26 protein-coding genes and 1 riboswitch are annotated in these 22,783 nt (G+C 34.9%); of the genes, 19 read left to right on the top strand and 7 right to left on the bottom strand.

The features are described 5' to 3' along the window. The first annotated feature begins 358 nt into the window (after positions 1 to 358). The 3 genes from IQI_RS15180 (at position 359) to IQI_RS15170 (ending at position 2,682) form a co-directional block, all read left to right on the top strand. Complete coding sequence (locus IQI_RS15180; RefSeq protein WP_064093476.1) at positions 359 to 601, top strand: hypothetical protein; 243 nt, start codon at positions 359 to 361, stop codon at positions 599 to 601. A gap of 751 nt (positions 602 to 1,352) precedes the next feature. Continuing rightward, a complete protein-coding gene (locus IQI_RS15175; protein ID WP_064093475.1) occupies positions 1,353 to 2,126 on the top strand; it encodes a class I SAM-dependent methyltransferase in 774 nt (257 codons plus the stop codon). A gap of 193 nt (positions 2,127 to 2,319) precedes the next feature. Further along, positions 2,320 to 2,682 (top strand): hypothetical protein, encoded by a 363-nt coding sequence (locus tag IQI_RS15170; RefSeq protein ID WP_064093474.1) that lies wholly within the window; start codon positions 2,320 to 2,322, stop codon positions 2,680 to 2,682. A 284-nt stretch (positions 2,683 to 2,966) separates the two neighbouring features. Here IQI_RS15170 and IQI_RS15165 read toward each other — a convergent pair whose 3' ends face one another. Continuing rightward, entirely contained in the window at positions 2,967 to 3,203 is a 237-nt protein-coding gene (locus IQI_RS15165) for a hypothetical protein (RefSeq protein ID WP_064093473.1), read from the bottom strand. A 230-nt stretch (positions 3,204 to 3,433) separates the two neighbouring features. Here IQI_RS15165 and spoIIP point away from each other — a divergent pair, with 230 nt between their 5' ends. Continuing rightward, positions 3,434 to 4,594 (top strand): stage II sporulation protein P, encoded by a 1,161-nt coding sequence (gene spoIIP / locus IQI_RS15160; RefSeq protein ID WP_156509928.1) that lies wholly within the window; start codon positions 3,434 to 3,436, stop codon positions 4,592 to 4,594. Between the two features lie 44 nt (positions 4,595 to 4,638). Here the strand turns inward: spoIIP and fbpA are convergent, their stop codons facing one another. Beyond that, entirely contained in the window at positions 4,639 to 4,854 is a 216-nt protein-coding gene (gene fbpA / locus IQI_RS15155) for a Fur-regulated basic protein FbpA (protein WP_064093472.1), read from the bottom strand. A 75-nt stretch (positions 4,855 to 4,929) separates the two neighbouring features. Beyond that, positions 4,930 to 5,036, bottom strand: a riboswitch (SAM riboswitch). Positions 5,037 to 5,201: 165 nt separating this feature from the next. Here fbpA and IQI_RS15150 point away from each other — a divergent pair. Beyond that, a complete protein-coding gene (locus IQI_RS15150) occupies positions 5,202 to 6,593 on the top strand; it encodes a protoporphyrinogen oxidase (RefSeq protein ID WP_064093471.1) in 1,392 nt (463 codons plus the stop codon). Between the two features lie 140 nt (positions 6,594 to 6,733). Here IQI_RS15150 and IQI_RS15145 read toward each other — a convergent pair whose 3' ends face one another. Continuing rightward, positions 6,734 to 7,753, bottom strand: a complete 1,020-nt coding sequence (locus IQI_RS15145) for an STAS domain-containing protein (RefSeq protein ID WP_231893435.1) — start codon at positions 7,751 to 7,753, stop codon at positions 6,734 to 6,736. A 257-nt stretch (positions 7,754 to 8,010) separates the two neighbouring features. Between IQI_RS15145 and IQI_RS15140 the strand changes: the two genes are divergently transcribed. From IQI_RS15140 to IQI_RS15110, 7 genes are all read left to right on the top strand, one after another. Beyond that, positions 8,011 to 8,898, top strand: a complete 888-nt coding sequence (locus IQI_RS15140) for a diacylglycerol/lipid kinase family protein (protein ID WP_064093470.1) — start codon at positions 8,011 to 8,013, stop codon at positions 8,896 to 8,898. 406 nt (positions 8,899 to 9,304) lie between these two features. After that, positions 9,305 to 9,868, top strand: coding sequence for a GNAT family N-acetyltransferase (locus tag IQI_RS15135; RefSeq protein WP_064093469.1), 564 nt, complete (start codon positions 9,305 to 9,307; stop codon positions 9,866 to 9,868). Between the two features lie 223 nt (positions 9,869 to 10,091). Further along, a complete protein-coding gene (locus tag IQI_RS15130; RefSeq protein WP_064093468.1) occupies positions 10,092 to 10,415 on the top strand; it encodes a hypothetical protein in 324 nt (107 codons plus the stop codon). A gap of 295 nt (positions 10,416 to 10,710) precedes the next feature. Then, entirely contained in the window at positions 10,711 to 11,244 is a 534-nt protein-coding gene (locus IQI_RS15125) for a DUF1572 family protein (protein WP_064093467.1), read from the top strand. Between the two features lie 47 nt (positions 11,245 to 11,291). After that, a complete protein-coding gene (locus IQI_RS15120; protein WP_231893434.1) occupies positions 11,292 to 12,311 on the top strand; it encodes a serine hydrolase domain-containing protein in 1,020 nt (339 codons plus the stop codon). Positions 12,312 to 12,371: 60 nt separating this feature from the next. Further along, positions 12,372 to 13,646: a neutral/alkaline non-lysosomal ceramidase N-terminal domain-containing protein gene (locus IQI_RS15115; protein WP_064093466.1), complete on the top strand. Its 1,275-nt coding sequence runs from the start codon at positions 12,372 to 12,374 to the stop codon at positions 13,644 to 13,646. A 138-nt stretch (positions 13,647 to 13,784) separates the two neighbouring features. Further along, on the top strand, positions 13,785 to 14,159 hold the full coding sequence (locus tag IQI_RS15110) for a nucleotide excision repair endonuclease (RefSeq protein ID WP_064093465.1): 375 nt from the start codon (positions 13,785 to 13,787) through the stop codon (positions 14,157 to 14,159). 43 nt (positions 14,160 to 14,202) lie between these two features. Here IQI_RS15110 and IQI_RS15105 read toward each other — a convergent pair whose 3' ends face one another. Next, complete coding sequence (locus tag IQI_RS15105; RefSeq protein WP_064093464.1) at positions 14,203 to 14,619, bottom strand: hypothetical protein; 417 nt, start codon at positions 14,617 to 14,619, stop codon at positions 14,203 to 14,205. 187 nt (positions 14,620 to 14,806) lie between these two features. Beyond that, positions 14,807 to 15,313 carry a GNAT family N-acetyltransferase gene (locus IQI_RS15100; protein WP_064093463.1) on the bottom strand — a complete coding sequence of 169 codons (507 nt, stop codon included), beginning with the start codon at positions 15,311 to 15,313 and terminating at the stop codon, positions 14,807 to 14,809. Positions 15,314 to 15,573: 260 nt separating this feature from the next. Between IQI_RS15100 and IQI_RS15095 the strand changes: the two genes are divergently transcribed. From IQI_RS15095 to IQI_RS15080, 4 genes are all read left to right on the top strand, one after another. Further along, positions 15,574 to 16,263, top strand: a complete 690-nt coding sequence (locus tag IQI_RS15095; RefSeq protein ID WP_064093462.1) for a hypothetical protein — start codon at positions 15,574 to 15,576, stop codon at positions 16,261 to 16,263. A gap of 112 nt (positions 16,264 to 16,375) precedes the next feature. Beyond that, entirely contained in the window at positions 16,376 to 16,699 is a 324-nt protein-coding gene (locus IQI_RS15090) for a nucleoside triphosphate pyrophosphohydrolase (protein ID WP_064093461.1), read from the top strand. Positions 16,700 to 16,729: 30 nt separating this feature from the next. Next, positions 16,730 to 17,089 carry a cupin domain-containing protein gene (locus IQI_RS15085; RefSeq protein WP_064093460.1) on the top strand — a complete coding sequence of 120 codons (360 nt, stop codon included), beginning with the start codon at positions 16,730 to 16,732 and terminating at the stop codon, positions 17,087 to 17,089. A gap of 105 nt (positions 17,090 to 17,194) precedes the next feature. Continuing rightward, complete coding sequence (locus tag IQI_RS15080) at positions 17,195 to 18,298, top strand: NADH:flavin oxidoreductase (RefSeq protein WP_064093459.1); 1,104 nt, start codon at positions 17,195 to 17,197, stop codon at positions 18,296 to 18,298. 97 nt (positions 18,299 to 18,395) lie between these two features. Here IQI_RS15080 and IQI_RS15075 read toward each other — a convergent pair whose 3' ends face one another. Continuing rightward, the gene (locus tag IQI_RS15075; protein WP_064093899.1) at positions 18,396 to 19,013 is read right to left on the bottom strand and encodes a hypothetical protein; all 618 of its coding nucleotides are present in this window, start codon (positions 19,011 to 19,013) and stop codon (positions 18,396 to 18,398) included. Between the two features lie 231 nt (positions 19,014 to 19,244). Here IQI_RS15075 and IQI_RS15070 point away from each other — a divergent pair, with 231 nt between their 5' ends. Continuing rightward, positions 19,245 to 19,826 (top strand): kinase, encoded by a 582-nt coding sequence (locus IQI_RS15070; RefSeq protein ID WP_156509938.1) that lies wholly within the window; start codon positions 19,245 to 19,247, stop codon positions 19,824 to 19,826. A gap of 87 nt (positions 19,827 to 19,913) precedes the next feature. Here IQI_RS15070 and IQI_RS15065 read toward each other — a convergent pair whose 3' ends face one another. Then, entirely contained in the window at positions 19,914 to 20,396 is a 483-nt protein-coding gene (locus tag IQI_RS15065; RefSeq protein ID WP_064093457.1) for a hypothetical protein, read from the bottom strand. Positions 20,397 to 20,496: 100 nt separating this feature from the next. Between IQI_RS15065 and IQI_RS15060 the strand changes: the two genes are divergently transcribed. Together IQI_RS15060 and IQI_RS15055 are read left to right on the top strand one after the other, a co-directional pair. Further along, complete coding sequence (locus IQI_RS15060) at positions 20,497 to 21,090, top strand: vWA domain-containing protein (RefSeq protein ID WP_064093456.1); 594 nt, start codon at positions 20,497 to 20,499, stop codon at positions 21,088 to 21,090. A 152-nt stretch (positions 21,091 to 21,242) separates the two neighbouring features. Then, complete coding sequence (locus IQI_RS15055; protein ID WP_064093455.1) at positions 21,243 to 22,418, top strand: TraB/GumN family protein; 1,176 nt, start codon at positions 21,243 to 21,245, stop codon at positions 22,416 to 22,418. Positions 22,419 to 22,783: the final 365 nt, after the last annotated feature.

Here is a 22,783-nt window from a genome sequence, read left to right as displayed (position 1 = left end):
TTGACTTTGTTTTTATTCATGCAGATAAAATTAATAAACCTTACTACTAAAAATAGGCCTTGCGATTATCTAGACCAGGTGCTGTAAACATTACGGATAACGTGGTACAGGGTCATCAACAGTGCAAGTAATCGGGACAATATAAAAGGAGTTCGGCAATTTGTTGATGTTCTTTCAAAAGAATCGCGTATCGATTCATAACAATACAAACAGTAGGATCAAAAGGGTATGTCTTCGTTCTTGAAATTGTGAAAAATGGAAGATGGGAAAAGAAGAAACAGTTAATGACTAAATTTACATTGAATCTCTTCAGATGTAACCACGAAAGGACTCTGAAGTAGAAGGAGAGAAAATATACATGGAGCTAAGATTGCCAAAAGAAATTGATCGATTTTTCTGGACCATTTTTCCTTTGAGCATGACGTTAATTAGTATTCAAAACATTTTTTATGGCTGGGAACTCCAAAAATATCGGTTTACTGAACTGGAACATTACGGAACACTTTTATTTGTTCTAGTTAGTAGCGCTTGTGAAAGCGCTTTAATAACCGTCTTTTTTTGGTGGCTGTTGATGAAGTTTATTAGATACAAAAGAGAGTAGTATTTACGATGTCCCTGCCAATATGGTAGGAGGATGAAGTCCAGCAAAAGTTAATAAAGAAATTCAGATTAGGAATTACTTAATTTTAAGGCTGTTTTCGTAAAGTTCGTTGCTTTTGAAATGGCGAGTAGTGGTTGATTGCAGCGAACGGTGCTCGTTTTCCACGGGGCGGGAGTTGAGCCTACTCAGGCTTAGCCTTCCGGGGTCTCACAGTCTAGCTCCGGGGCTTAGGGGATCGAGGTCATAAGTCAATTCTGCCAAAAAGGCAAAAAGCGCATTTCCGGCAGAATCGCCTTATGCTTGTCGCCCTTGAACAAAGCCCTTGCGCTTTTCGTACTTTCCCGCAATTCCCGCAGGAGTCGAGCACCTGCAACGAGAATCAATTTTCTAAGTATAAGTTTCTTATTAAAGACTAATATATACGTTTCAAAACAGTCTTAAATAATATGTACAGTAGTCGATTTTTGCTTGTATGTAAAAATACTTATGTAGATTGTTTATTGTCACTATTAAGCTCTGTCAGGTATTTTCTTTACAGGTGGTGAGGGGAACTTCGTAAACTCCTGCGGAAGTATGGGCGTGCCGAGACCCCGGAAGCGAAGCTGAGGAGGCTCGGTCGAACATCCGCGGAAAGCGAAGTGGTTCCCCTCACCATCTAACACAATAATGGTTGACAGAGTCTTTAAGAGACTCATGTTATAGAACAACAATCTTTGCAAAAGAGCCAATTTTAAAAAGGATGTGGTTGAAAATGGATACTACAAAACATAACAGTCAAGCATGGGATAAAAAAGTAGAAGATGGAGCCATATATACAAAGCCAGTTAACAAGGAAATGACAGAAAGAGCGAAAAACGGTAAATGGAATATTAGTGTTACAACAGATAAAGCAGTTCCAAGAAATTGGTTTCCGGTTTCCATCGAGGGATTAAAAATTCTTTGTCTAGCATCTGGTGGAGGTCAACAGGGCCCTATATTGGCAGCAGCAGGAGCAGATGTGACAGTAGTAGATATATCAGAGCAACAATTAATTCAAGATCAAATGGTAGCAAAACGAGATAACTTGTGTTTAAAAACCATTCAAGGATCTATGACGGACCTCCACTTTTTTGAAGATGCTTCATTTGATTTGATAATAAACCCCGTATCAAATGTGTTTGTGGAAAACGTTCTACCTGTCTGGAAAGAAGCATATAGAGTATTGAAGCAAGGAGGAATTCTTATTGCTGGATTTACTAACCCAATTCTTTATCTTTTCGATGATGAACAAGAAGACAAAGGAATATTAGAGGTGAAACACTCTATACCATACTCTCCCTATAAAAGTTTAACAGAAGAAGAAATTCAAAAGTGTGTTTACAATAATCAAACCTTTGAGTTTGGTCATACACTTGAAGACCAAATTCAAGGGCAAATAGAAGCTGGATTCGTTATTGGAGGATTTTACGAAAGCGACTTTGCTGGATCTAGATTGGTAGATCAATATTTTAAATCTTTTATTACTACAAAAGCTATTAAATTATAGAGAGATTGTACATCATTTGTGCGCCCTGTTTTCTCTGATTGGAGACATTTTTAGTTCGATTGCATGGTCTATTCCTTTTAAAATACATAAGGATGGAAAGTAGAATAGGCTACACAAAATTCACTTCCAATAAATCTACATCATTTATGTATGGTTAAAGATTTCACTAATTTTTACAAAGGGGATAAATGAAATGAATAAAATGATTTGTCTGATCTGTTTTTCAGTTGTACTTATAATGGGGTGTTCTAATCTGTCTGATGCTGAAAAAGTGCCATTACATCCCATGCTTTCAAATGATAAAAATAACTACTCCCTTCTAGTTATTGATGAAACTGGAACATACGAAATGGGCAATGAATGGCAGGAACAAAATGAAATTGGTAACGTCAAATCGGTTCATGGCCGTACTTCATTAGAACAAACCCGAGAAGAATATAAATTTTTAGAAATAGACAATTCACCTATTTTTATCGTTTTTAATACGAAAGAAGCTGTCTTTCAAACGGAAAATGAAGAAAAATTAATAGAGTTTTTAAAGAGTAATAATCCATAAGATGGACGATTTAAGAGGAAGAGTGCTAATCTGTTTTTGTCTTAGATTTATCCATTTAATATGTTAATTTAAGACTCTTCTCCTTAAGATTGTTAATCTGTAAGAACTATGTCAAACAGTGTGTGCTAGAAGGTTAGGCTCACCTCCCGCCGAGCGGAAAGCGAGTATCATGATGAAGGAATCAACTATTACCTTCTTCTCTGAAAAAAAACAAAAATCTACGAAAAGAATTTTAATACCATAAAAAAGCCATTACGATTAACGTAATGGCTTGTATTTAAAGATTAATTAACAGGAGTTAAATGTATGATATTGTCAATATAAACAGCTAAGTCGTGGATATTTGAATATTGCTCTTTTTGATTGGTTTCAGTGTTTATAAGCTCAAATGAACTAGTGTCTTCTATATAAGTGACAGTGAACAATTGCGTTTGATCGGCACTGTTGAAGGAGTGAACAATTTCACTTTCTTTAAATTCCATAAGCGTTTCTAACATGGTTACGATATTTTTAAATGACATATAACATGTCTCCCTTCTATGAAGCAGAGGGATTGACTAAATACAGTCTCGTAGACCCAATTACATTTTATATTATAACATGCTTAACTAATTATAGATACACCTGTTCTCCTTTAATTCCAATTATTGTTTAGAATCGTTCGACATTTCTGTAAAAGAAATTCGTCATTCTATATCTAACTCCTGAAGCATAAGGTTAAGTACCAAAATAAAACCTTAGGAGTCCGTAAATGTCCTTTAATAAAAGAAACAAAACGCTAATGGCTCTCGTATTAGCAACCTTAAAAGTATGTATTAGAGCATTAATGATCGGCATAGTGGTTATCTATTTGTCCATTTGGTTCATTACATCAACCACTATTCAGCTTCGAGTTGACAGCCTGTTTTACACAACTATTTCAGATCTTGTACCAAAGGAATCTCTACTAATACTTCTTTCAGAGGAAATGACTCCATTAAGAGTTACTAATGAAGAAATTTCAAACTTTGAGATCGATTGGCTCGAAAGTGTCACAAATGTATCTTTGTTTGATACGAGGAGTTTGTTTGGAAGAGAAATACCCGGGATTGAAAGTTATCATACTCAAATCGCTGTAGCAGGAAGTGGAACAGATATTACCAACCTCCCGATGGAGTCTCCAGCTCCTACAGATGAACAATTAAAAGATCAAGAATTTGACCATAATCAAATTGACCAAGCTAATGGAGATACAGGAGAGGGAATTGATGAAATTGAAAAGAAATCAGTATATATTTACCATTCTCATAGCTGGGAAGCCTTTAGTCCATTAATAAAAAACAATGATTCTGATAACCCTGCCAGTACGAATGAAAAAGTCAATGTCATTGCGGTAGGGGCAAAACTTAAACAAGAATTAGAGAAGAGAGGGATAGGGGCACTGCAAGATAAAACGGACACCACTCAAGCATTAAAAGAAAAGAATTGGTCGTACAATGAATCCTATAAGCTATCTCGTGAGCAGGTTCAAACCGCTATTTCACAAAATCAAAACTTAAACTATTTAATTGATATTCATAGAGATTCCCAACCAAAAGCGATTACGACAAAAAACATAAAGGGAAAAGACTATGCTCGTTTGTTTTTTATCGTGGGAAGAGAAAACGTAAATTATGATAATAATCTCGCTATTGCCAAAGAACTGAATGCAGAGCTTGAAAAAAATTATCCAGGCATTAGTCGTGGAGTATTTGTTAAAACGAAAGCAGAAGGGAATGGAGTTTACAATCAGGACTTAACAGAACGAGCTATTCTTCTTGAATTTGGTGGGGTTGAGAACAATTTAGTGGAACTTTACAATTCCATAGAGGCATTTGCAGACACATTTGAAGATTATTACCGTAAGGATGCCGAGAAAGTAAACGGGGATTAAATGACAGTTAAAACACCAATCATTCTTTTGATTGGTGTTTTATGTTAACTCGTTTCCTTCTTGCAGGTTCTCCATTGTATGGATCCATAATCGCTATGAGGATGCTGTTGCTTTTGTCTCAACTTGTATTCAGTTTCTAATTCCAGAAGAGTTAACTCAAACAACTGCCTATCTTCTTTTTTATATACATTGTATATAAGAAGTTTATTGATTAACTCTTGACGACGTTTCTCAACTGCTTCTTGTGAAATTTGTCCCATCTTTATTCCCTCCATTCAAAATTAAAAAGCTTTCTTCTTTGAAAATAAGAAGAAAGCTTTAACGTTCAAAACTTCATCTTATCTCTCAAGCACTCGGCTTGTGGAATTAGCACAGTGTTCCATGAATAGAATCTGCTGCTGAGGTTTCATTGGGCCATTCCCTCTACCTCTCTTGATAAGTAATGATTTAATTATTATAAGTATAAAGTGTAGTATCCCAAGTTGTCAACTTGGTTTAAATCTCATCAATTTACGAAACAGTCACAAATCTGTCCTAATTTTTTTTTCTATTATCTTAAAAAAGTGATAACCTGTATACATAAGCGGACGGATTGGAGTGAATTCGGATGAAAACAGTAGTGGTTGTAGGTGGGGGAATTACAGGCTTAACCACCATGTACTATCTTCAAAAAATAAATAGAGAACAAAACTTAGATTTAGACCTTCGGATTGTCGAAAGGGATGATAAACTCGGTGGTAAAATCAAAACCGTAACCAAAGATGATTTCATTATTGAATCGGGAGCAGACTCTATTGTGGCTCGTCATGAAGGTGTATTATCCCTGGTAGAAGACTTGAATCTTATGGAAAACCTTGTTTACAACGAAACGGGAACTTCTTATCTGTACACAAACAGAGTACTACATAAGATTCCAGCGGATACTATTTTTGGAATTCCAATGAGTGTAGAAGCTCTTTTTGATAGTACTCTTGTTTCAGAGGAAGGAAAAGCTGCTGCATTAAGAGACTTAGAATCAGAAAACACCAAGTATACAAAAGAAAGCTCCATAGGTGAGTTTTTAGAAGAATTTTTGGGAAAAGAACTTGTTGAAAATCAAATAGCACCAGTTTTATCAGGAGTGTACTCAGGAAATCTGAATGAACTAACAATGGCAACGACACTTCCATACCTACTGGACTATAAGAACAAATACGGAAGTATTATGAAAGGCCTTTCTGAAAACAAGCAAAAATTTAAAGGCGCATCTGATAAAAAATTCATTTCATTCCAACAAGGTTTGAGTCAAATCATAGATCGTTTAGAAGAAAAGTTAACAAATGTAATGATTTTAAAAGGAATGGAAACAATAGGTTTAGTGAAAAACGATGAAAATTATAAGCTTACTTTTTCGAATCATGAGAGTATCAAAGCTGATTACGTTGTGTTTGCTACACCACATGATGTTACGCAGAAAATCCTGAATCATGAAGGGCTTAACCGAGAGTTTAATCAATTAAAGAACTCCTCTTTGATCAGCATTTATATGGGTTTTACAATTCCAGATTCAGAACTTCCAGCTGATGGGACGGGATTTATTGTTTCAAAAGGAAGTGACGTTACATGTGAAGCCTGTACTTGGACAAGCAGAAAGTGGAAGCACACATCTAAGAACCAAAACCTTTTAGTAAGACTTTTTTATAAAAGCACCAATCCTAGATACTATGAACTAAAGCAAATGAACGAAGAAGAGTTAACAAGGGTAGCCCTTGAGGATGTGAAACAAAGCCTGGGAATTAAAGGCGTTCCCGTTTCTGTAGAAGTGACGAATTGGAAGGATTTAATGCCAAACTATCACTTAGGGCATAGTCAATCTGTTGAAGCATTAGAGGAAAGCTTAACCTCACAATTTCCAAATGTTTTTCTTGCTGGTGCTTCTTATTATGGAGTCGGTATAGGTGCCTGTATTCAGAATGGTAAGAAAACAGCAGAGTTCATTAGCGAAAGGTTGGATAAGTAATAATAAAAAAGCCTGATTCTTTATATGAGAATCAGGCTTTTTTTAGGTGGGTGAGATAAGTGGAATGAATCTCTTTTCAAAAGCACTAAAATTCTTCGATTGACAAAAAAGGCATAGAACATAGTTCTACACCTGTCTAACTATTGTTTTTTAGTAATCTCCAAGCCTTGTTGCTCCAATGCATAGCTCACGCCTTGTTGAAGTAAAGTAAAACAAGGAATATGATTTATTTTGATTCCAGTTTGTGTGATTTGAATACTGAGTTCTGTCGAAATTCCTACTAATAAACAGTTTGTTCCTAGTAATCTAGCAGAACTTACAAATTTCTGTATAAAATCAATTGTGTACTCATCTACTCCACTTAAACCAGTAAAATCAATGATGAGGAAGTTTGCCTTATAATGTGGAAGGTTGAGTAAAGTTCGATTGAGGAGCTCTTCTGCCCTTAACTCATTATAGCGACCAATTAATGGCACGACTAATACAGAATCCAATACGGGTATAATAGGTGAAGAAATTTCTTTGATGATTTCTGATAAAAATTGAGTTCGTTTCTCAGTGACTCTTGCCATTTCCTCTTGAGCAGCTAGTGACTGTTCCTCTAAATGTGCAGTTACATTTAAAGAGGGCGTAATAGATGAAGGGAAAAATTCATATTGGCTATATTCATCACCCATTATTTGACTTTTTACCACTCTATACCATACTTGAGAACCAAACAACCCTGTCAGTACGCCTGCCCAGTGACCAGGTAAGAAAGTACCTTCGTCGTTCTTCTGTTGAGCTAAATTCACTTTATACTCCCATCCGTTTTTTACCGTAATGACAGCTTTTTTTTGTTCTAACGAGAAATAATTGATTTCAGTGATTCCCCAACCCGCTGTAACATAAGTGTTCGGTAATTTTGACAGGATCTCCTTTAAATCGCCGATAGACTCCAAATAAAAGTTACTTACTATTTTTCCTGTTCGATAACCGGCTGTTTCCAAGACTAATTTCGTTTCTTGCTCACCAGCAATTTCTTCTATGGAATCAAAGAGTGTTTTGAAAGCCGTATTTACCCAAAATAAAACGACTTCATCATTTTCAAAGAGAATATCACCCTTTTCTAAATCCCAATCGAATAAAGATCCGTTCACATTAATATCGTATTTGGCCAACAAAATAACCTCCATATTTATGTATCTTGAGAATAGCGTTGCCTTGTCTGGCAAATTACTATACTCTTTCCCAATTTCAAATATAAATTCTTTAAAATAAAAACTGGAAATAATATGATATTCCTATAATTATAATCTTTAACAATATATTTGTAAAATTTAAAAAATTAAAAACCAAAAGATTTAACTTGTGATTAGGACTACAACTAAATGGGTAAAGTAAATTGTTAGTTAAGGAAGAATATGGAGGTTTTAATGTGAAGAAAGCAATGTTAATCGTCAATCCTTCATCTGGGAAGGAGAAAGCTTCTGAATATGTGGAATATGCAATAAATATGATGAAAAAATTAAATTATGATATAGATTTAAGAGAAACAAAAGGGGAAGGAGATGCCACAGATTTTGCTCGGGAAGCCTGTGAGCAGCACCTTGATTTTGTAGCTGCAATGGGTGGAGACGGTACGATGAATGAGGTCATCAATGGTTTAGCCGAACAAGAGCATCGCCCTGTTTTTGGATTAATTCCTCTTGGAACAGTCAATGACTTTGCAAGAGCATTGAATATCCCAATGGACCCGAAGGAAGCTATCACAATCTTTGAGGATCTTCACACGGTTAAGACGGATATCGGAAAAATGAATGATTCATATTTTATGAATATTATTGCTGTTGGTGCGTTAGCAGAAGCTTCATTTTCCACACCGGTTGAGCAAAAAACTAAGCTGGGACCCCTTGCTTATATAGTAGAAAGCATGAAAAAAATGAAGGAAAAGCAGCCCTTCCACCTAAGAGTAGAATCAGAATCTGGTGCTTGGGAAGGAGATGCATTGCTCATGCTTGTTGCTCTAACGAATTCTGTGGGAGGGTTCGAAACCATTACACCTGAAGCAGAAGTAAACGATGGAAAGCTTCATGTAATGATTATTGAAGACATAGCCCTTTCAGAATTTCTTCTACTGCTGCCTAAAGTATTATCAGGTAAGTTGACTGAAAGTGAACATGTCTACTACAAGAAAACGACAAAAATTGAAGCGTTCTCAAAAGAAAACATGATTGCCAATGTCGATGGTGATGAAGGAGATCCACTACCTATCACAGTGGAGAACCTTGAAAAACACCTTGAGATTTTTGTTCCAAAAGAGTAGAGTGACGAATCAATTGTGTTGTAGTTAGGTGTTGGAAACATATTACAATGATTTTTTTAGTAGCCAAAATAAATGTCTTAATAAGTAGGGAGCTTGGATTTCTATATGAAATCCAAGCTTTTTTTTTATGGGTATCTACAGCTTATTTATAGGAATGTTTATGTAAATTCCAACCAGTAGAATAATCAAACCATTATCACTCTTTATCAATTCGATGCATTTTAACGAAAAATCAATCCAATTTTCTTGCAATACGGTTCGATATCTGAAGTAATCAATCTATTTTCCAAAATATCCTCAATTTACATCCTTTAAGTAATATTATTGAAAATATCAACATGTTAAATTGGTAGAATGTGTTAAAATGAAATTTTAGCTACTATTGGGAGATTAATGAGGTGTTTATTTGAAGAACTTTGAAACGCATTCAGAAACAGAAAGATTATTAATTAGACCATTTAAAAAATCTGACTATCACAATTGGCTAAATGAGTTTGAAAAGAGACTGCCATCTCAGCATAAATATGATATAGGGAAAATGGATATGAGTGAATGTACAAAGGAATGGTTTTCTAATTTAGTAGACAAACATCAAGAATTAGCCATCAATGACACTTCTCATATATTCGGAGTGTTTAGAAAATCAGATACAAAACATGTAGGTATAGTAGATTTCTCAACATTACAACGAGAAAATTTTCAATGGGGAAGGTTAGGCTACACGATACATAATCAATATTGGAATCAGGGATATGGAAAAGAAGCTGTAAAGGAAGCATTAAATCTGGCTTTCAATTACCTTGATTTTCATCGAATTGAAGCTCATATCAATTTAGACAATACACCATCTATAAAGTTGGCAGAGAGTGTGGGAATGGAGTTTGAATGTAAGAGAAAGGGCTTTTTATATGAGCTTGGTGAATGGACTGATCATCTGATTTATTATCGTAATGCAATTAGTGGTAAATAATTGAAAGTAATTTAAATTTACGATTAAGCGAACAAGGAAAATAGGATTTTGTTGGAAGGAAGTTAAGGTAAATATATGCTATGATTTAGGAAAATTTATAGACATTCTAGTGGATTTGTATAACATTTTACTAATTTATTTGAAATAAATGTTCAATGATTAGAGATTGTTGTATAATTGAATAAATGAAACATAGATGGACTAGAATGAGGAGAAATGTTCTTTGAAATTTGATGATATAGAACCTGAGTTAATTGAATTATGCTATACAGCGAGTCCATTAGAAATGACTAAAGTATTAGTGAATGGTGAATTAAGAGGACTCGAAACTCTTTCATTAAGAGGAATAGAGAAACGAAATGAGTTACCTGCGGAAGTAGTAAATGTCCTTTTAATTTATTTTTATAAAACATTTGCAGGTAAAGTTTATAATCGAATGTATTTAACGAAACTATATAATTTGTGGTTAACAAATAACATCTACACATTTAAAGATGCCAAAAGAATGACTGAGCTAGATATCAAACAAGTTCTAGACAACGTATAATAGATAAGTATTTAAAATATTCAATCCTAAAGGGCCATTACTTTATAAGTAATGGCTCTTTATTTTTATCGATTCTAGACTGCACATATTACTAGGGCCTGATATAACTTTATTTATATATAGGTTTTAGCTGGGATAGAGAAACAATGTGACTTAATGATTGTGTAAAATACTAAATTTTGGAATAATTGGTATTGACATAATTTTAGACAGAAATAGTGTATATGAAAAATCATTTTTATTTAAATTTTCGTTGTTAAAAAAGATTTATCCCTAATAACTAAGGAGGAATATTATGAATGTTGAAAATGAGTACTTAAAAGTAATTAGGGAAAGGTTTCTTGCAATTAAAAGACAGGGAGAGAGAGCGATCAGTCAGCTGTCTGAAGAAAATATCCATTGGGTATTTAATGAATCTTCAAACAGTGTCGCTGTCATAGTTAAACATGTTAGTGGAAATATGGTTTCAAGATGGACAGAGCCACTTACCACTGATGGTGAAAAACCTGATAGAAATCGTGATAAAGAATTTGAGAACACTATTTCATCTAAACAGGATTTAATGAACGTTTGGGAAAAGGGCTGGCAGACACTTCTTGAAACATTACATGTAATCCATGAACAGGATTTATTAAAAGATATTTATATTCGTGGTGAAAGGCATTCGGTCCTTGAAGCAATAGAAAGGCAATTGGCTCATTATGCTGCACATATCGGTCAAATCGTTTTTATTGGTAAGCAATTAATGGGTGAAAACTGGGAATGTCTTAGTATACCTAAAGGGAAATCCCAGGAATTTTCAAATAAAATGATAAGGAAAAATAAATAGAGAACCTAAAATGCATAAATGGATTCTAAACAAGAAGGTGTTTGAAGGTGACGACAAAAAGTAAAAATATTCGATTTAATGCTATTGATAATTACAATGAACGTATGAAACATCTAAACTCATCATCAGGTGCTGCATTCGTTCTTATGAAGGATAATAAAATAATCCACGAGTGGTATTCGGGTACTCATCACTTTGGCGAAGGTGCCAGAAAAATTGATCGTTCTTCTCAATTTAATGTATATTCCACGAGGGTAACGTATATTGGATTAGCTGTTGCCCTTGCCATCTATGAAGGTTATTTGAATTTAGAAGATCGATTAAGTGATTATTTTAATGAACTGGATAAAGAAGCCCTTGGAGAAACGACGATACGTCACCTCTTAACACGATGTACTGGTTTAAGAATTGAAGAAGATCAGGCTTGGCGAATTTTTGACTCGGGTACGAATATAGAAGGGAAACGACCAGATTTATTGGCAAAAATTTTAGTAAAGGCAACAGGGAAAACCGTTTCAGAACATTTAACAGAAAAGGTGTTTAAACCCCTTCAATGGAAACACACAGATTGGATGACTGAAGGAAAAAGCACATTGGTTAGTGACATTCATTCCCCACTAGATTACCCAACATTAAGGTTGGGATCAAACGCAGGGGATGAAAGAAATTTATACATAAGTGCTAGAGAATTAGCATATTGGGGGAAATTACACTTAAACAAGGGCATGTTCAATGATAAGCAGATTTTACCTAAAGAAGTATTTGAACTGACTACTACCACTCAGAGTCCGAGTAGCCTTCCTAAGGAATGCCCTAAATTTGGTTTTCTTTGGTGGATAAAGGATCATGAAACTGCTTGTGATTACAATGAGTTAGCCTCCCGATTACCTGAAGGATCTTTTCAAATTCTTGGAGCTTCCAATTGTTCTTGTACCGTTATACCAAAATACAATGCTGTTGCAGTGAGAATGAATAACAGCTTATATACTCCTCCGATAGAAGAATATAATTATCTTGATGACATTCAAACATTTGGAAATTTAGTGGTATCCATTTTAAATCCTTAAATGCTTTGATTAGGAGGTTAAAAATATCCAGAAAGACATTAATAATTGGAGTTGTTCATTATGAGTAAAGTAGGAGTGTGTAAACTCGATATCACACCACCCCTTGGTATCGACTTTATTGGATACCATAGACCTTCGGGCATACAGAACATTGAAGAGAAGATATATACAACAGTGTTTGTATTCGAAAGCAATGAAACAAAGACTGTGCTAGTAAGTATAGATAATATTGGATTATTAATAGAAGATACGCTGAACATTCGCAATCAAATTCGAGAGAAATTAAAGCTTCCACTAGAACATATAATGGTTACTTACACACATACCCATTCTGGTCCTGCCACCGCAAATAACAGTCAAGTCGTTGTATCCTATAAAGAGAGTCTAATTAAAAATACTGTCAAAGCGGCTGTTAAAGCCAGTGAAAACATGGACTCATCTGGGATTGGGTGGGATGTTACACATGGTCAAATTGGGGTTAATAGACGAGAAATATCTTCTAGTGGAAAAGTTATTATGGGCACAAACGAAAATGGAGTAGTGGATAACCGGATTGGTGTGTTAGGAATGAAACATCCTTCAAAGGGGAATATGCAAGGGATCATTGTGTTTTGCACAGCCCATCCAAATGTTTTAAAAGGAGATAGTGATCGTTTATCAGCAGACTATCCTGGACGAGCCAGGGAGATTCTTGAACATAAGTTTAACTGTCCCGTCGCCATCATTCAAGGGGCTTCTGGAAACGTAAATGCAAGGTATCGCGGCTCGGAGAAAGCACTGCAAAAAATGGCCACTTTGCTAAGTAATAGTGTTATCACCATGATACCGTATTTAACATATGAATCCATTTTTACATTAAAAATGAAATCTACTACAATTCCTTTGGAGTTAAAACAAATTCCAAATCCTAAAGATATTAAAGCGATGGCACGACTTGCACAAGAACAATGGGGAGTGAACACTGATAAGTGGGCAGCTACTCTTATGGATAAACATAGAAGAAACGAAAAGAATTGTAATATTGATTTAGAAATTCAATTACTTCAATTAAATGAAGGTGTATTCTCAGGAATTCCAATGGAGCCTTTTTCCGAAACAGCATTAGAAATTCAAGGCAGACTACATAGCCAACTTGCTTTTTTTGGAGGCTTCACAAATGGATATCTAGGCTATTTGCCTACGAAAGAGGCTTATCCCTTAGGTGGATATGAGGTAGAGTTGAACCCGGTGGTTTATGGTCCCATTACAAGTCTATGGATGCCTCCGGAAGAGAACATGGCTGAAACGATTGTTGAGAGGGTATTGGAGTTATACCATGAAAGGTCTATTTCATAATGAAATAAATGTTAGGTGAAATAAGAAATCAAATTGAGAATAATGGAGAATACTCTTTACAAATAATAAGAATGATAGTAATTGTACCTAACATATGATACCATTATTTTTTATAGCATAAAAAGGACGTGACTATTCATGATAAAAATTACAATCCCTAATGCGGATATCTCCATTACAGAGAGAAAACAAGCACATGATTCAGAAGAACCAAAAATCAAATCCATCGAAGGATTCATCGATCTTCACAAGATTCCTAGAGACAAGGGTGGCATGATCTTGTTCTATAATATCAATGATGAGCTTCTTTTCGTGGGTAAAGCAAGAAAGTTAAGACAACGAGTGAAAAAGCATCTTGAAGATACAGTTTCACCGATCAAGAATCATCGTGATGAAGTTTATCGTATCGACGTTAGCATTGTTGATGATGCTATGGAACGTGAAATATACGAAACATATATGATCAATGAGCTTCAAGCGAAATATAATGTGGATAAAGTGTTTTATAAATAATGAAAAAGGGTGGTGCTTCATGAAATAGAAGCTGCCACCTTTTTTATTGATTCCATTTCAATAATTGCTTCTCAAGAATCCCGTAATGTGTAGTATTGGTCTGATCTGTTACACCATATGTTACCTTGTGCTGTTTACCCTCCCATTCATAAACTATACCTTCTATAATCCCGGGTCTCTTGATACCGGCAACTTCAATTTCAACTTTCTCATATAATTCAAATAACCTTACAACTGGAGTATCAACTCTTTTAATTGCTGCTGGAGTAGGTTCATCATCAATATTTACATACTTTTTGTCACCACATTGAATATCGTAGGTAATGAATTTCTTGTCTAAATTAATCCAATAAATAATCTTTGTAACTTGTCCTGCTTTTAGCGAAGTATCATTCTTTTGAAACAGATCTTCATATTCTATGACTTCATTTAGCTTAATAGTATTGATGATTGTGTTCACTAGAGTACCTCCTAAGTATAGACCAACAAAAGTTTATAGTTATACTTATTAGAAGAGGTACCTTAGTAGAACCGGATCAAACGCTAATCCGATATTAAAGAAGAAGTGAATTCATAAAAGTATTTACGAGTTAGAGCTATATGTAGGGAACTTAATAAAGTTTTCACATACATTAAATACACACCTTTTAAAAGTGTAACTTATAATACTTCAATTCTTCAGAATCTCCAGGCAAGGATATGAAACCTTCAAACTTCATTCCAATCTTCTCAAGCAATTTAGAGGAAGAATGATTATTATGCGAGGTTATCGCTACAACTTTTTTTAGACCTAATTCTTTAGCGAATTTCATCGTACCTTGTGCTGCTTCCAAAGCATATCCCTGCCCATGATAATCTTCAGAAAAAGCAAAGCCAATATCCACGTCCTCAAGACCTTCTCGTTTTATTAATCCACACAATCCGATTGGCGTATGGTCTTCTTTCAGCTCAGTTAAAAAAAGACCAAATCCTATTTTTTTATACATAGTTCGTGGCCCTGAAGTAATGTAGCTCCTTGCATCATCCAAAGTTCTAATACCTTTGTCACCTATGAATTGGATCCAACCGGGTTCATTTAAAAGTTTGAGAATATATGCAGCGTCGCTTACCTCTACCCAGCGAAGAATTAATCGATTTGTTTCTATTATATTCATATGATGAAGCTCCTTATACTTGTTTTTAATTGTTCAAAATAGTACTTATAATCCTCCAACAAAAATAGATTATTTACAAGTGATGAAAAAGATATACTCCTATCTTCATTGTTATTCGAACACTTTGATACAATCAATTTTCCTCGAAATCATTCGAAATACCCCTATTACTTTTAATTATTTCCATAAATTTTACCTTGTAATGGTTTCTAGTAAAGGTATAATTTTGGTATGAAAGTAGACGATTTTAGGAGGTTCAAATGAGAGAAATCGTGCCAGGATCTGTACTATCACATATTCAGTATGGTTATTTAAAAGTGCCAAAAAAAATTAAAAGTCAGTGTCCAAGTTGCTCCAAATCAGGAGAATTTTTGTTGAAGGCCAATTTTTATCAAGTGAATAAAACAGGACTATTTGCAGAAGGTTCATGTTCTTTATGTAAGAAACCATCCGTTTTTGTCATTATGCTTAATGATGATTCTATCAATAACGGGGATGAACCAAGGGTATACATTTATGATCCATTAGCAACAAACGGGCCATTAGATGAAATTCAGGGAAAGAAACGTATACCTCAAGACCTCGTTCGATCCTATCGATCTGCCTTAAATGTGAGTCAATCAAAAGACCATTCTGCCACAGCTGTTATGGCAAAAAGAGTACTAGAAAGTGTCTTGAAAAATTTCAATGGGGACAAAATGAATGGGCAGACTTTAGCGGAGCAATTTGAACATCTTCCAAAAAATGTTGATCTATCGAAACCCATTCAGGTTCTTAGCCACCTTGTACATCCTGACAGTCAATTTTACAAAATGCTTGAACTCGAACGTGAAATTGATGATGAAACAGCCGGATTGATCATGGAGTTGTTAGAAGGTCTTATTGAATACTTATTTGTGCTACCAGAAAGAATTGATTCGTTACATGAAAGAATTGAGAAGAAATATTAAATAGATTACTAGGCTTGGTCAAGAGTGCATGTTGTGCACTCTATTTTTTTGTGAAAATGAAAATAGGTGCTAAACTAAATGATATACATCCTACAAAAAGGAGGATTCATACATGACTGCCTACAATAAATTAGTTCGTGACAATATCCCGTCTATTATTGATAAAACGGGTATGAGATTTACGACTAGGATACTAAGTGAGAAGGAATACATACAATTTCTAAAAGAAAAAGGATTTGAAGAGTTAAAGGAATACTGTAAAGCAGGTAAGAAGCAAGATGCAATAGAAGAATTAGCTGATTTATTAGAAGTCATGAATGCACTTGCTGCCACACACGGTAGTTCAATAGAGGAAGTAGAAAGAGTACGAAAAAAAAAGGCTGAAAATAGAGGAGGGTTTCAGAAAAAAATCTTTCTTATAGAGGTTGAAGATTGAAGAATATTTGGTATGAGAGGTAGAATTAATATGGGAAAAGTGAATATTAATGAAAAGTTCTCCCAGTTTAACGAGTACTGGAGTCCAAAAGTTGTGGGTGAAGTGAATGAGTCACATGTCAAACTAGTGAAATTAAAAGGGGAGTTTGTCTGGCATCAACATGAACAGGAAGATGAGATGTTTCTTGTCGTCAAAGGCAGCTTACTTATTAAATTCAGAGACAGAGACCTTTTCTTAGAGGAAGGGGAATTCACTATCATTCCAAAGGGGATAGAGCATAAACCAGTTGCCAAGGAGGAGGTTCATGTGCTTTTATTTGAACCAAAGACCACCATAAATACAGGGGATAAAGTGGACTCGAAAACAGTTACTGAGTTAGACTTCATCTAACTATTGAATCATATGAACTATCAACAACGCTCAAACAGATTTCTTTTCTTTTTTGATGCAGTTTGAAATAATAACGCTAGCATTTAGAAAAGAGGAGGTTTAAAAATGAATAATACAAATCTATCTACAAAACCATTATTTCAACCATTCACCACACAAAAGATAAGCTTGTCTAATCGTACAGTAATGGCGCCAATGACACGAGGATTTTCACCAGAGGGAGTACCTGGAGAAGATGTAGCAGCGTATTACCGTCGAAGAGCTGAAAATGGTGTAGGCTTAATTATTACAGAAGGTACAGGAATTAATCATCCGGCATCCGTTTCAGGTGCTAGCATTCCAGTTTTCTTTGGGAAAGAAGCATTAAATGGCTGGTCTAATGTAGTAAATGAAGTTCATAAAGTCGGCGGTAAAATAGCACCTCAGCTTTGGCATGTTGGGACGACCCGTAAAAAAGGAGATCTCCCAAATGAGGATGCATTACCTGTAGGACCATCAGGCCTTAATTTGTCAGGTGATAAAGTAAGTGAACCAATGTCTCAGAATGAGATAAATAAAATGGTAGAAGCATACGCTCAAGGGGCAGCAGATGCAAAGCGTATTGGCTTTGATGCAATTGAAATCCACGGGGCACATGGTTACTTAATCGATCAATTTTTCTGGGAAAACACGAATAAACGTACAGATAAGTACGGTGGGGATATCGTAGGCAGAACACAATTTGCTGTTGAAGTGGTGAAAGCTTGCAGAAGGGAAGTTGGGCCCGATTTCCCTATTATTTTCCGATTTTCTCAGTGGAAAATGAATGATTTCCAGGCTAAACTTGCTAATACACCTGAAGAATTGGAGCTTTTATTAAAGCCTCTAGTAAATGCTGGAGTAGATATTTTCCATTGTTCTACACGTCGGTTTTGGGAGCCTGAATTTAAAGGTTCTGATTTAAATCTCGCAGGCTGGACAAAGAGGTTAACAGGTAAGCCTGTCATATCTGTTGGATCTGTTGGACTAGATGGAGAGTTCACAAGTTTCTCTGGCGCCAACACAACTAGTTTGGATGGATTAATTGAAAAGGTCGATAATGAAGAGTTCGACTTGGTTGCCATCGGTCGTTCTTTACTAATGGATCCTGAGTGGGTCAAAAAAGTGCGAGAAGGTAAAGCGAATGATTTATTACCTTTTGATAAAGAATCCCTTCAAAAATTATATTAGTTTTAAAGCTCAGAGATTAGAATCTCTGAGCTTTTTATTTGATTTCCATGAGGAGAATTATTGTTTAGTCAAAGTATATAATTATATTTATACCTTCTTAAAATTGATTTGGGAATTGTTTGATAATTCCATCTGTAAGTACGTCAGCAATCTCAATAATATGAGCTTCACCTTTATCAAAGGCAATAATATCTGCTTCCCAATCCTTTTTCAATCTTGCTACAACATCCTCAGTAACCAACTTTAAATGCATATATAATAAATCTGTTAATTGTTTATTTGACCAGTTTGGATTTGCATTGCTAAGAAAATGGGCAATGTCATCTGCGTTGCGATACCAATCAGAATTATAATTTTTTAATTCAGCCTGATTATCGCTTTTAGCTGCTTCAACTATTTTCCCTGCAATAAGTATGTGGTCTGTTAACAAATCCGCCAACTTGTTTCCAGCATCTTCTCCATAAAACGGTTTTATAGCATTCCCTATATCCTCCTGGTTTTTCAATAATCTTGCTAGTACTTCATCAGTGTCTTCTAACTCGGCTATTGCACTTACGATGTAATTTCTAGTCCAAATTGTATGGTCAATCCACAATTTTCTTAAATCACCTTTTAGTTGTACCATAGACTTGCTTTTACAAAGATCTGGATTGCTTTCATGTTCTTTTGCCGCAACTTCAGTTGTTGAGAATATCAATGAAAGGGATAGAAGCATTATTGTTAATTTAATTAAAGATAATTTCAATAGATCATCTCCTTTTTATGTAGTGAATACGTGAAGCCTCCTTATTGTGGGAGTAATCTGCTTTATTTACTCTTAAAACAATAATTTTCTATTTGGGATATTTTGGATTTGATACAATGAAGACAGTTGAGGTCCATTAACTTATGGAGTGTGGAGCAATAAAAACACTTTAAATTAGGGGAGAGTAGAATGGAAATCAGTATAGATTTAAAAGAATTAATTAATGCGGTTGAAAAAAGCGAACAAAGGCATATATTAGGAATAGACTGGTTAAGCCGTTCTGGAAAAACCACATTTGTTAATCAATTTAGTAACATACTCAAAAAACAAAATATTCCATTTCATATTTTTCATATAGATGATCACATTGTGGGAAGGGAAAAAAGATATCATACTGGACACGAAGAGTGGTACGAATACTATCAATTACAATGGGACATTGAATGGCTAAAAATGAATCTGCTAAAAAAACTAAGGAAAGAAAATCAATTAAAGCTTCCTTTTTATGATGAGAAAACCGAATCACAAGAATTTCGTCAGGTAACTTTACCTAAGAAGGGTTTGATTATTGTTGAGGGTGTTTTTCTTCAAAGAGAAAAATGGAGAGAGATTTACGATACAGTAGTTTATCTGAACTGTTCTAGAGAAAGGAGGTTTAGTCGAGAAGCTGAAACAACAAAACAAAATATTGAAAAATTTAAAAATAGATACTGGAAAGCAGAAAATTATTACTTAGACCATGTTAATCCATTAAGTAAAGCTGATATTATAATAAATACATAGTAAGAAAGCGCTTTTTATCAACAAAAGAAGGGGCTGCTCTAAGGCAAATATAAAGACACTTTTAGCTTTGAATATATAAATCTAACGTTAAAACATTGTCTTTAAACTAAAATAATCCAATGCTTGATTAACATCATCTAAGTCATAGATATTTTTTTCGATACAAAATTGAATGACTAAATCAAATGTTTCACTATCTGATAAAGAGAAGCCGGCAGATCCTAAAAGATAGTCGGCTTCTTTTTTGCTTAGTTCAAGGGCTAGAGCCAGAGCAATCGCTTTTTGTTTTCCAATTTGGTAGTTTGCATTAGAACGTATCTTAGAGAAATGGCGACGGTCAATTCTGGCTTTCTTGTATATATCAGTATCACTATGCCCTTTTTCATCAATCATCTTTAGTAAGATTTCAGAAAAGGTTAACTGACGACGGCTATTGATAAACTCCTCCAATTCACTCGAATAAATATCCTCTGAATGAAATTTTTCTTGTTCTTGAATTTCATAAATGTGTAAGGAAATGTTGTTTTCTATGTATCTCTGTAACTCTAATAATATCTTTTCATTTAACATGTGCTGACACCCCTCTATAAATGACGCTTACCAGGCGACCAAATGCAGTGTGAATATAGATATTATTATATCAGAACCTAAATGAAAGGAAGTTGAAAATATGAATAAAGATGTAACGGAAATTATCTTTCTTGTAGACAGAAGTGGCTCTATGTCAGGTCTTGAAGAGGACACAATTGGTGGATTTAATGCATTTATTGACAGGCAGAGTGGGTTGGATGGTAAGACATTAGTGACAACGGTTTTATTTGATGGAGAGTATGAACTTCTATGGAATGGTGTAGAAGCAAATCATGCCAGGTTATCTGACAAAGAATATTATGTAAAAGGCAGTACAGCGCTACTTGATGCAGTAGGAAAAACAATTTTAGATGTTGGATATCGATTATCGAAATTGAATGAAGAAGATCAACCTGGCAAGGTAATCTTCGTCATTACAACAGACGGTATGGAGAATGCCAGCGTTGAATTCACTTATGAAAAAGTGAAAGATCTCATCAATCATCAGAAGGAGAAATACAATTGGGAATTCATTTTCCTAGGTGCCAACATTGATGCTGCTAAAGAAGCGGATAGTATCGGAATTGACATGAATAATGCCTATAACTTCGTTGCTTCTAGTGAAGGAGTAGGTTCAATGTACGAGAAAGCATGTGAGGCTGTATCAGAAAAAAGAATAAGCTACGATAAATAATTTTAAACATCCCGAAATTATCTTATAATTTCGGGATGTTCTTTTATGAAAAAATGATACTTAGCAGAATTTATTTAACTTTTCTTAAAAACTAGTTTATCATTGTATAGTAGAATGAAATGGAAGTCATTGGACTTAAAGGAAGGTACTCAATGTTAACAGAAACTGAAAAGAATATTACAAGAATACATATGGATGGGAAAGAACTCATCCTCATCGGAACAGCTCATGTATCAAAGCAAAGTGCAGAGCAGGTAAAAGAAGTGATAGAAGCTGAACATCCCGATACTGTTTGTATAGAACTTGATGAACAACGATACCAATCCATTGTAGATGGTGACAAGTGGAAAGATACGGACATTTTTAAGGTTATTAAAGATCGGAAAGCCACCTTGCTTTTGATGAATCTAGCCATTGGTTCTTTCCAACGAAGAATGGCGAAGCAGTTTGGCATTAAACCAGGGCAGGAGATGATTCAAGGAATTGAATCAGCGAAAGATACAGGTGCAGAGCTCGTCCTTGCTGACCGAAATATTCAAATCACCTTTTCCCGTATTTGGAGTAGTGTAGGGTTTACAGGGAAAGCAAAGCTTCTTACCCAAATCATTATGAGTATCTTTAGTAATGAAACCATTACTGAAGAGGAGCTCGAGAGAATAAAGTCTCAGGATATGCTTGATTCCATGCTTAATGAATTCACGCAAGTTTTTCCAAAATTGAAGACTCCATTAATTGATGAGCGTGATCAGTATCTAGCTCAGAAAATTAAAGAAGCTCCAGGACAGAAGATCGTCGCTGTTTTAGGTGCAGCTCATGTCCCAGGTATTACTCAAGAAATTCACAATGAACATAATTTAGCGAAACTAAATGAACGTCCACCTAAATCAAAGATTCCAAAGATTATCGGGTGGGCCATTCCGTTAATGATTCTTACCGTGATAGCTTTTACGTTTATTAATAACCCGGATGCAGGTATACAACAATCCATCAGTTGGATTTTATGGAATGGGTGTTTCTCGGCACTAGGTGTGGCGATTGGATTAGGTCATCCATTAGCCATTTTAACCGCATTCGTTGCAGCACCAATCACTTCATTAAATCCACTTTTGGCAGCAGGCTGGTTCGCAGGTTTCGTTCAAGCCTATTTCAAAAGACCAAATGTAGGTGATTTTGACTCTCTCGCTGATGACGTGTTAAGTATAAAGGGATTTTGGCGTAACAAAGTTACTCGAATTCTCCTGATTGTTGTTTTAGCAAACCTAGGTAGTTCATTAGGGACGTTTATCGGTGGGGCAGATGTGGTTCGATTATTTATTGAAAACCTTTAATAATTGCTTGTAAGCTATTCTGACAGAAAGAATTAACACCGTGTTAGTGTGCAAAAATTTATGAAAAATAACCCTTGAATTGTTAATTCAAGGGTTATTTTAATGATTTTTAAGCTGAAGATAGGATTTGATTAAATAATAGCGTTGATTAGAAGAATAAAAAGAAACTTTTCTTTATAAATGAACTCAAAATAAAAGTTTATTATCAACATTTAAACTTTGATTTTCAATTTTTCGGGTTTTATTTTCAATAATAGGAATATTATTTTCAACTTCAAAAAATCGTAGTCTTTATTTATTACACTGAACTAAATATTTTCAAATTCACACGTTTATTATCAGCTTTTTATAATTATTTACAACAT

The sequence above is a fragment of the Rossellomorea aquimaris TF-12 genome (assembly GCF_001648555.1).
Taxonomy (GTDB): domain Bacteria; phylum Bacillota; class Bacilli; order Bacillales; family Bacillaceae_B; genus Rossellomorea; species Rossellomorea aquimaris.
Note: the sequence above shows the minus strand (reverse complement) of the source record. Positions and strands in the feature narration are given on the sequence as shown.